Below are 1,276 nucleotides of genomic sequence, written 5' to 3'. Positions count from 1 at the left end.
ATCCCGCCCGAGAGCTGTCCCGGCAACTGCTCCTCAAAGCCGTCGAGGCCGACGAGGTGGATGGCGTCCATGGCGCGCTCGTGCCGTTCGGCCTTGGGACGGCCGGCCAGTTCGGCCGGCAACGCCACATTGGCCAGGACGCTGCGCCAGGGCAGCAGGGTGGCGTCCTGGAAGACGTAACCGATGTCCCCGCCCGGGGTGCTGATCTCGCCCGCGCTGGGGGCGTCGAGACCGGAGGCGAGCCGCAGCAGGGTGGACTTGCCGCATCCGGAGGGGCCCACGACCGCCACGAACTCCCCTGCCCCGACGCGGAGATCCACACCCGAGAGTGCAGTGGTTCCGCTGTCGAAACGCTTGTCGATGGCTACGAAGCTCAGCGCCGTCTGCACTGCTGTCGCCACATCGACTCCTTCCTGTGGGCCGTGGAGCGTTACTGATGTTCGTAGCATCAACATTCATTGTTTCGGCGGGGTATCCCGGGCGTTTACGCCCTGGACCAGTCAGAGCGCTTCGCGGATCACCGTGGTACGGCTCACCGCTCGCCCGCCCTTGAAAACGATCCGGTCCGGGTACGAGGCACCGACAGCCCCGGAGAGCGAGTCGGCCCGCACGGCCAGGAGGTCGGCGATCGCACCCTCGTACGGCCCTGCGGCGGGTAGCCCGAGGACCATGCGCGCTCCGGTGGTCACCGCGTGGACGGCCTCAGGCAGCGTCAGGTGACCTGCCGCGACGAGGAGTCCAGCGGTCTCCAGGGGGTCGGCCCTGCCCACCGGGTTGAAGGGGTCGCGGATGTTGTCGCCGCCCCCGGCCAGGGGCACGCCCGCGTCCAGGAGGGCGCGTACGGCGGTCAGACCGCGCGGGGTGCGGGCAGGGGTGTCGCGGCCCTGGAGGTAGAGGTTGGTGAGCGGCAGCGCGACGACCCCGATCCGGGATGCCGCCGCCTCCTTGGCGATCCGGGCGGCCTCGGAAGGGCCCAGGCCGCCCAGCCCCACGCAGTGACTGGCGGTCGCACCGTGGGCGAAGCCCCGCTCCCGTACAGCCTGGGCGAGCAGCAGCAGATCCTTCGGATCCGGACGGAGATGCTCGTCCGCATGCAGATCGACGCCAACGCCGTGCCGCTCGGCGATGGTCAGGGCGCGGGCGACAGCGGCCTGCGGGTCGTCGGAGAGGTGCGGGCAGCCACCGAGCAGGTCTGCCCCCAACTCCAGTGCCTCATCGAGGACTTCGTCGGGCGCCTCGATGTGCAGTACGGCGATCTGTAGCGCGACCCGCTCAC

General features: G+C 70.5%; 2 protein-coding genes. Both read right to left on the bottom strand.

Annotated features, from left to right (window positions below; genetic code table 11):
• A partial coding sequence (locus ACWFR4_RS49010) for an ABC transporter ATP-binding protein (protein WP_453658493.1) occupies positions 1-401 on the bottom strand: 401 nt, incomplete at its 3' end.
• Between the two features lie 99 nt (positions 402-500).
• On the bottom strand, positions 501-1,276 hold a 776-nt coding region (locus ACWFR4_RS49005), incomplete at its 5' end, for an amidohydrolase family protein (RefSeq protein WP_453658491.1).

It is taken from the genome of Streptomyces sp. NPDC055140, from assembly GCF_053607285.1.
The sequence above is the reverse complement of the archived record's forward strand: the minus strand, read 5'-3'. Positions and strand labels throughout refer to the sequence as shown.